The sequence below is a fragment of the uncultured Amnibacterium sp. genome, assembly GCF_964245895.1.
In the GTDB taxonomy this organism is placed as follows: Bacteria; Actinomycetota; Actinomycetes; order Actinomycetales; family Microbacteriaceae; genus Amnibacterium.
The window spans coordinates 1-2,998 of the sequence record NZ_CAXTOQ010000248.1 but is presented as its reverse complement, the minus strand read 5'-3'; the positions used below and the strand labels follow the sequence as shown (position 1 = coordinate 2,998).

Genomic DNA, 2,998 nt, shown 5'->3' with positions numbered 1-2,998 from the left:
CGCCTCCTGACGCCGACCGTCGCTCGCGAATCCGGGCGCCTTCGGACATTCCGGGCGTGAATTCACGCCCGGAATGACCGAACCCGCCCGGAATCCATCGCGAGCGCCGCCAGGAGCAGCTCGACGTCCCGGCGCGAGCGGAGCTGGAGCACGCGGAGGGACGGATTCGCGTCGACCGCAGCGCGCACCCGCTGCTCGGTCATGCGGAAGCCGCGCATCGAGTACCGGACGAGGGGCCCCTGTGCCGGTTCCGACGCGCCGCGAAGCGGTGTGGCGGCCGTGCGTAGGGAGGATCGCGGTCGGTGAAGAAGGTCCAGAGGGGCCGCTCGACGTTGACGCCCCACAGCAGCTCCCGGCGGAAGCGCCGTCGCAGCGTGCGCCGCACGACCCGCCACAGCACCACCGGGCGCGACGGCCGCAGCCAGACGAGCAGCTGCGCCCGGTCGGCGAGCATCGGCAGCACCTGCCGGTACTGGAACTCCGTCACCCAGGCGTCGCGATCGGCGAGCGCGCGGACGTCGTCCTCGAACGACTCGCTCGCGGTCCAGCCCGCCCGCCAGTAGAGACCGTCGATCTCGGCGTGCGGCGAACCCGTCACGGCCGCGATCCGCTCGGCGAGGGTCGTCTTGCCGGATCCGGACGCTCCCGCCACCACGATCCGACGCACCGGCTGCATCCCGCCATCGTCACATCCCGTCACACCGTGGCGATCCCAGGCTCGATCGGCGTGGATGGACCTGCGCCACCCGGCGCCGAATCGGAGGAACCCCCATGTCCGTCACGGACGAGCTGCTCGAGAACAACAAGTCCTACGTCGCCTCCTTCGGCGGCGAGCTGCCCCTGCCTCCCGCCAAGCACGTCGCGGTCGTCGCGTGCATGGACGCGCGCCTCGACGTCTACCGCATCCTCGGCCTGCACGAGGGGGAGGCGCACGTCATCCGCAACGCGGGCGGCGTCGTCACCGACGACGAGATCCGCTCGCTCGCCATCAGCCAGCGTCTGCTCGGCACGAAGGAGGTCGTGCTCATCCACCACACCGACTGCGGCATGCTCACCTTCACCGACGAGCAGTTCGCCGCGCAGCTGAAGGACGCCACCGGCATCGAGCCGGGCTGGACCGCGGAGGCGTTCCCGGACCTCGACGACGACGTGCGGAAGTCGATCGACCGCATCGTCTCGAGCCCCTTCGTGCCCGAGACCGCCTCCGTCCGCGGCTTCGTGTTCGACGTCGCGACCGGCGCGCTGCGGGAGGTCGAGCCGGCCTGAGCGCTGCTCGGGATCGGCTGCCGGAAGCCGCAGCCGATCCCAAGGGTCGATCTCTAGCGTGCGACCCAGCGCGGCCGACCGGATCGAAGGCGCCCGGCCGGGCGGCTCGTCGGCCGCGCGGGACGGGGACGTGCGCGTGATGGAGACGACGACCGCGATGATGCGCGACATGACCATGCCGAGCGACATGGGCATGGACATGCGGATGATGCAGGAGGCGATCGACGCCTGCTCGATGTGCATGCAGGCCTGCACCATGTGCTCGGACGCCATGGGCGGCATGGAGGGGATGGGCGCGTGCGCGTCGCGCTGCGCGATGTGCGCTGACGTCTGCATGACGACGATGCGCATGATGATGCGGCCCGCCGGCATGGACCGGACCGCGATGGTCGCGATGCTCGAGGCCTGCATCGCGATGTGCGCCGCCTGCATGACCGAGTGTCGCATGCACGCCGACATGAGCGCCACGTGCGCGATGTGCGCCGACGCCTGCCAGGCGTGCGACGCCGCGTGCAGCGCGCTGCTGGCCTCGATGGCGGCCGACGCCTGAGGGCCGACGCCTGAGGCGCTAGCCGACCGCGACGTTCAGCCGGTGCGCCCCGGCTGCGAGCACGCCGTAGCGCTCGTGCACGGACACCACGGAGCCGGGCACGAGCAGGTCGCGTCGGTCGGTGTGGTGCCACGCGCGGATCGCCGCGCCACCGGACCAGCGGTGCAGCACGATCGAGCCGTCGCCCTCCACGTCCCCGACGACCGCGTCGACCCAGCCGTCCTGGTCCAGGTGCGCGAGGCGCAGGTGCATCAGCGTCACCGCGTGCCCCGGCCGGTCGTCGATGCACATCGCGCCGTGCTCGCATGCCTCGAGGGCCTGCTGCGTGCGCGTGCGGTGGGACATCGACTGCTCCTTCGAAGGGGGTGGTGCGGCCACGGTAGGTCGGCGCCTCCGCCCGCACCAGGACCGCCGACACGGGGCGTAGCACTCGACCCGGACGGGGGTCGGAGGAGGCGCGCCCGCCGCTCGGTAGGCTGTCCGGCTGGAACACTTCGGGCCTCGCAGCCGGTGCGGCCCAGGACGGGAGACCCGTGGCAGCCGCCTCGCTCGACAGCGTCATCGCCCTCGCCAAGCGCCGGGGATTCGTCTTCCAGGCGGGTGAGATCTACGGCGGATCCCGGTCCGCCTGGGACTACGGCCCCCTCGGCGTCGAGCTGAAGGAGAACATCAAGCGCCAGTGGTGGCGCACGATGGTGCAGGGCCGCGACGACGTCGTCGGCCTCGACTCGTCCGTGATCCTGCCGCGGCAGGTGTGGGAGGCGTCCGGCCACGTCGAGGTGTTCTCCGACCCGCTGGTCGAGAGCCTGCACACCCACAAGCGCTACCGCGCCGACCACCTGATCGAGGCGTACGAGGCGAAGCACGGGCGCCCGCCGGAGAACGGCCTCGCGGACATCCGCGACCCCGAGACGGGCCAGCCCGGCGCGTGGACCGAGCCCCGCGCCTTCTCCGGGCTGATGAAGACCTTCCTCGGCCCGGTCGACGACGAGGCCGGCATGCACTACCTCCGGCCGGAGACGGCGCAGGGCATCTTCGTCAACTTCGCGAACGTCGTGCAGTCGTCGCGGCTCAAGCCGCCGTTCGGCATCGGGCAGATCGGCAAGAGCTTCCGCAACGAGATCACGCCGGGCAACTTCATCTTCCGCACCCGCGAGTTCGAGCAGATGGAGATGGAGTTCT

4 protein-coding genes and 1 pseudogene are annotated in these 2,998 nt (G+C 71.4%); 3 read left to right on the top strand and 2 right to left on the bottom strand.

The genetic code is table 11. The features are described 5' to 3' along the window. Positions 1–199: 199 nt before the first annotated feature. The gene (locus tag ACFE60_RS18565) at positions 200–676 is read right to left on the bottom strand and encodes an adenylate kinase (RefSeq protein WP_375390328.1); all 477 of its coding nucleotides are present in this window, start codon (positions 674–676) and stop codon (positions 200–202) included. A 95-nt stretch (positions 677–771) separates the two neighbouring features. On the opposite strand from ACFE60_RS18565, the gene ACFE60_RS18560 reads away from it, so the two are divergent. Next, entirely contained in the window at positions 772–1,266 is a 495-nt protein-coding gene (locus ACFE60_RS18560) for a beta-class carbonic anhydrase (protein ID WP_375390327.1), read from the top strand. A 58-nt stretch (positions 1,267–1,324) separates the two neighbouring features. Beyond that, positions 1,325–1,816 carry a hypothetical protein gene (locus ACFE60_RS18555; protein WP_375390326.1) on the top strand — a complete coding sequence of 164 codons (492 nt, stop codon included), beginning with the start codon at positions 1,325–1,327 and terminating at the stop codon, positions 1,814–1,816. 18 nt (positions 1,817–1,834) lie between these two features. Here the strand turns inward: ACFE60_RS18555 and ACFE60_RS18550 are convergent, their stop codons facing one another. After that, positions 1,835–2,161: a hypothetical protein gene (locus ACFE60_RS18550; RefSeq protein ID WP_375390325.1), complete on the bottom strand. Its 327-nt coding sequence runs from the start codon at positions 2,159–2,161 to the stop codon at positions 1,835–1,837. A 188-nt stretch (positions 2,162–2,349) separates the two neighbouring features. Here ACFE60_RS18550 and ACFE60_RS18545 point away from each other — a divergent pair. Further along, positions 2,350–2,998, top strand: a pseudogene (locus ACFE60_RS18545) (glycine--tRNA ligase); the annotation flags it as partial.